Annotated in this window: 5 protein-coding genes; 1 reads left to right on the forward strand and 4 read right to left on the reverse strand. The window is 40.4% G+C overall.

Features of this window, described 5'->3' with window-relative positions:
• The first annotated feature begins 74 nt into the window (after nucleotides 1-74).
• Nucleotides 75-944 carry a hypothetical protein gene (locus E1160_RS00630; RefSeq protein ID WP_155153061.1) on the forward strand — a complete coding sequence of 290 codons (870 nt, stop codon included), beginning with the start codon at nucleotides 75-77 and terminating at the stop codon, nucleotides 942-944.
• A 15-nt stretch (nucleotides 945-959) separates the two neighbouring features.
• On the opposite strand, the gene E1160_RS00635 is transcribed toward E1160_RS00630, so the two are convergent.
• The 4 genes from E1160_RS00635 to E1160_RS17495 form a co-directional block, all read right to left on the reverse strand.
• Entirely contained in the window at nucleotides 960-1,226 is a 267-nt protein-coding gene (locus tag E1160_RS00635; RefSeq protein WP_155153062.1) for a hypothetical protein, read from the reverse strand.
• Nucleotides 1,227-1,271: 45 nt separating this feature from the next.
• Nucleotides 1,272-2,165: a S49 family peptidase gene (locus tag E1160_RS00640; protein ID WP_155153063.1), complete on the reverse strand. Its 894-nt coding sequence runs from the start codon at nucleotides 2,163-2,165 to the stop codon at nucleotides 1,272-1,274.
• Nucleotides 2,166-2,305: 140 nt separating this feature from the next.
• Complete coding sequence (locus E1160_RS00645; protein ID WP_218048623.1) at nucleotides 2,306-4,315, reverse strand: methyl-accepting chemotaxis protein; 2,010 nt, start codon at nucleotides 4,313-4,315, stop codon at nucleotides 2,306-2,308.
• A gap of 238 nt (nucleotides 4,316-4,553) precedes the next feature.
• Complete coding sequence (locus tag E1160_RS17495; protein ID WP_407923882.1) at nucleotides 4,554-4,727, reverse strand: (2Fe-2S)-binding protein; 174 nt, start codon at nucleotides 4,725-4,727, stop codon at nucleotides 4,554-4,556.

Below are 4,727 nucleotides of genomic sequence, written 5' to 3' on the forward strand. Positions count from 1 at the left end.
AGATCAAATCAACCAAATCGGTTTACCAGAAACAAAGAATCTGAGAATCATAAAGGTATAAATGGAGTTATCAAATGTCTAAACCACCATTCAAAAGACTTATCACTGAAGACGAACTAGAAAGAGGTTCAGACCGGGAAGGTTTGATAACGTTAGATTACAATAATTGGCAGCCAGAACTTACTAAGCCCCAATTGAGTCAAATCTTCGAGAATGGATCTAGTTTGAAAATCTTTCTGAGACCTTCTAACAAGATACAGTCCAGACAAGGTAGCGGTACATATATTGAAACATACGAGCTGCCAAATATTAGACATCAAGATGGAAAATATCTGGCTTTTACAGATGGAAATCACACATCTTCAAATAATGTAAAAAGGCTTTTCCAAGGATACGATAGCTATTATGCCTATGGCAATATTGGTCCAGGTTACTATAACTACACAGTATTATGCACTGAGACTGGTATACAAACGACCACGCATGTGATGAACAAAGTGCGTTACGAAGAAATGAAATGGATCGTAGTAGATGATTATCAACTCATCTTTGAAGGCACCCATTTTACGGATAATGTAAATATCATCAATGCTATACAAAACTACAAATCATTCCGCATAAGTTTAACTTTGCAAGATGATACAGTTATACGCCAAGACTTAGATTTATTCTTTTATTATCCAGATCAAAGAAACTTGTTTGGCTACACCAAAGCAAGTCATTTCCCAGCGTTTTTCAGAGACTTAGCTGCTTTTGATCAGTTTTGTTTACAGACCTTCGCAGTTGAATACTTTTATCCTCAAGAGATGAATGTCTCACTTGAAGATACAGGCCAACCTTCCTTCTTCAATTTTTATCATGATGGAACATACGAAGATGCATATATGAAAATTAAAGGAGAAAAAGCCAACTACAAAAATATCAAAATTTTCGCTTCGAAGTAAGCTTTACAGGTAATCTTATTTACGCTTACAGCTACATTCACTACCCACAGGAATATATATGCCGCAACGGGGGCATTTTTCTGTATCCTCGATGATTTCTGCATCAGTTACACCAGATCGCTCACGGGCCGCTTTACGGATACGCTCCCCCATCGTCCGCTCACCTTTTTTGCGCTCTCCACGATCGACACGTTGCAAACGTCCGATATATTTAAATCCATACCAGACTGCGGCAATCAATAGCCCTAAGACGATTATTTTTTGTAAACTGAAACCTAACATATCTTTTGTTTAGCTGCGTTGAAGCCTATGGGTCAAGCACTAAGCTTATAGACCTATGCGAGCCCACCAGGAACGTTCTTCTGCAGAAGACATAATATCTTCACCAACACCAGACAAACTCAAGCCTGCGAATTTGCCTTCCAAACCAAGTTTTCGTTGAATGAAGGATTTAGGTGCAGATGCCTCTTTGAACTTGGTTTTATCACCAAACTTATCTTTACAAACATTACGTAATTCACCTAGCCCGTCCACAAGACCATATTCAGCTGCTTTTGCCCCTGTCCAGAAACTACCTGAAAACAACTTCTTCTCTTCTTCAGTTAGTTTTCCTTCCCGGCGACTACGAACATAGTCTTTGAATTGCTCATGAATATCATTCTGTAAGGATTTCAAATGCTTAATATCAGACGCTTTTTCCTTTGAGAAAGGATCAAGTTGGGACTTAGATTCACCGGATGTATAAACGCGGCGCTCCACACCTATCTTCTCTAATAACTCTGGAAAACCAAAGCCTGCGGAAATCACGCCAATGGAACCAACAATACTAGAGGAATGTGCATAAATTTCATCCCCTGCACACGCCAACCAATATCCGCCAGATGCCGCTGCATCTTCACAAAAAGCATAAACGGGCACGTCTTTCTCTTTTGCTTTCTCACGAATGCGCGCAGCAATTAATGCGGATTGAACAGGAGATCCGCCTGGGGAGTTAATGGATAAAGCAACCGCTTTTAATTGTTTTTCTTCAAAAGCCTTTTCAATTACTTCTTCCAACGCTTCTAAACTCAACCCTTTCTTCATAAAACCAGCTGCGCCAATGACTCCATTCAGACGCAACACAGAAATAACAGCCTTTTGTGCTTGTTTTTCAGCCAGTTTGTGCCCGATGAACGGAATGTAACGAAGTTTGGATTTTTTCGCTTTAGAAGAATTGGACATCATAAAACCTTTAATGATTCAAAATTGTTTCTATTGAGCTAATGCGTCCCATCCAGTTTGCCAAGTGGAAAGGAACAAATTTCATAAAAAATGCCTGAGGAAAATTTCACTCAGGCATTTTTTTCTTTATACAGCTTAATCTATCCCAATCGAATTTGGTTTAGGAATTTTGTTAACTCAGATTTTAAACGATCAGCTTGTGAAGAGAGTTCCTCAGCCGCAGAAAGTGCCACTTGAGATTCACTGCCTGATTTTTCAGCCGATACACTCATATCAGAGATCACGCTGGATACTTCATGCGTTCCAGCAGAAACCCCTTGAACATTTCGAGCGATCTCTTGCGTCGCAGCCCCTTGCTGAACAACTGCACCTGCCACCATAGAAGAGATGCTATTCATTTGTTCAATTGAGTCACTGATACCCTTAATCGCTTCCACAACCTCATCCGTTGCAGATTGCATATCATTGATCTGAGTTGAAATCTCTTCTGTTGCTCTTGCGGTTTGCGTCGCCAAAGATTTCACCTCATTCGCCACAACAGCAAAGCCTTTACCAGCATCACCAGCACGCGCAGCTTCAATGGTTGCGTTCAATGCAAGTAAGTTTGTTTGTTCCGCAATTTCGTTAATCAGTTGAATAACATTACTTACTTTATCTGCTGTCTCTTCCAGCCCACCAACACGTTCACTTGCTTTTTCGGCATTTTGAACGGCCTCTTCAGAAATTGCAGAGGAACGTTCAACCTGACTATTGATTTCTTGCACAGAATAGGAAAGTTCTTCTGCCGCAGACGCAACTGTTTGGATATCATTGGAAACGCCTTCAGCCGTTGTTGCAACAACACCTGCACGGGAAGATGTCTCATCAGAAATACCTGATAAGGATTGAGCAATATTGCGCATTTCACTGGAACGACCGGAAACAACATCGACAATGTGACCTACATTGGCCTCAAAATCATCCGCAAGCTCCGACATCAAACGCTTCTTCTCTGCTTCTGCCTGCACTCGTTCAGCTTCGCGTTGATCTTCAAGTTGTTTCACGCGAATTGCATTATCCTTAAAGACTTGCACCGCTTGCGCCATAGAACCGATCTCATCTTTACGTTCCTTAGCAGGCACTTCTACGGATGTATCGCCTTCTGACAATCCAACCATGGATTCCGTCATCGATACAATCGGCTTCGCTATGCCACGTGCCAACAAGTAGGCTAATACAACAGCCATAGCCGCACTGATGATGGAAGCAATGATAGAAATCTGTGTCGCCGCATTAATATCATCTTCCGCCTCAACTGAAATTTCTTCCTGACGGTTCAAGAAACCTTCAATCAGAGATAAGGTAGCCGCTTCCACGGCATGACTGCCATCGCGTAATGCACCTGTCATCAAAGCATTACGTTCAGCAATCGTCTTTCTGGTTGTTTCCAGAATCTCTTTATATTTCTTCAAATCTCGGTTGGTTTTCTTAACCAACCCTTTCATCCGTTTAACTTCTAACTGCTTATCAAGCTTAGCAAAGCCTTTTTCAAAACGTGCGATTTGTTTTTGTGCTTTTTCATATGACGCTTCATCATTATTCGCTAAAAAATCTTTAATAAGACTTGTCACTGTGCTGAAGGAACTAAAGGATTCACCTGCCATAAACGTAAGATCGGCGTCCCCTTCTAAGCTAATACTATCCATTAAAGCAAAAACATTGGTTTCAATATTAGATCCAATGGAACTCAAATCTACATTAATCAATGTTTGACGTTGATTTTCTTTTTCCTGAACAAGAATAAAGGCTTCACCATATTGGGTAAGTCCAGCCTTCAAATCCTCATACATAGAGATTGTCGTCGAGTTTTCGTGCCCAACTAGCTCTGAGTCAATACCAGCATTTAATGCTTCAATTGCCTGCGTAACTTTGATTGCATTTTCTTCAATCGGAACTAGCAGATAGTCGCTAACCGCTACTTGGATTTCCAACATTTCGGCTTGGATTTTACTTGCCGAGTTTGTCGTGTGGGTCAAATCCCGTACTTCTTCGAATTTCTCGAACGTGTTTTGCAAGCTTATAATACCAACACCGCCAATACCAAGTAGCAATGCCAGCAATACTACGTTGGTTAAGCCAATTTTTGTCGAAATTTTTAACCGACCCAGCATAGAAAACTCCTCACAGTTTTTCATAAACAAAATAATCTGCGTGATTATTCACATGGTTATAACGTAGATTAGCCCATTTCCCCAAATCCAAAATATGATTAACGCATATATTGATTGGTCGTTCAATTAAAAAAGGATAAGATTTTATCTTTCTGTCATGAAGTTTTAATGACAGAAACAAAAAAACGCCCTCAAAATAGAAAGGCGTCTTATATATTCACAGAGTAAGAGTTTGCGTTTAATCGGCTGCAGCCAATTGCATCTTTTCTCGATCTTGGATCATATTTTTAATATCATTCGCACATGTACCACATTGCGGTTTCGCACCACATGCGGAATACACATCTTTGACTTTCCGATGTCCACTATCAATCGCTTGATTGACTTTCTTATCACAAATAGCGTTACAAAT

The sequence above is a fragment of the Curvivirga aplysinae genome (genome assembly GCF_009711445.1).
Lineage (GTDB): Bacteria > Pseudomonadota > Alphaproteobacteria > UBA8366 > Aestuariispiraceae > Curvivirga > Curvivirga aplysinae.

Excerpts from the sequence above, each read along its gene's own strand:
- E1160_RS00630 (WP_155153061.1), top strand. The coding sequence starts at position 75 with ATGTCTAAACCACCATTCAAAAGACTTATCACTGAAGACGAACTAGAA.
- E1160_RS00640 (WP_155153063.1), bottom strand. The coding sequence starts at position 2,165 with ATGTCCAATTCTTCTAAAGCGAAAAAATCCAAACTTCGTTACATTCCG.
- E1160_RS00645 (WP_218048623.1), bottom strand. The coding sequence starts at position 4,315 with ATGCTGGGTCGGTTAAAAATTTCGACAAAAATTGGCTTAACCAACGTA.
- E1160_RS00635 (WP_155153062.1), bottom strand. The coding sequence starts at position 1,226 with ATGTTAGGTTTCAGTTTACAAAAAATAATCGTCTTAGGGCTATTGATT.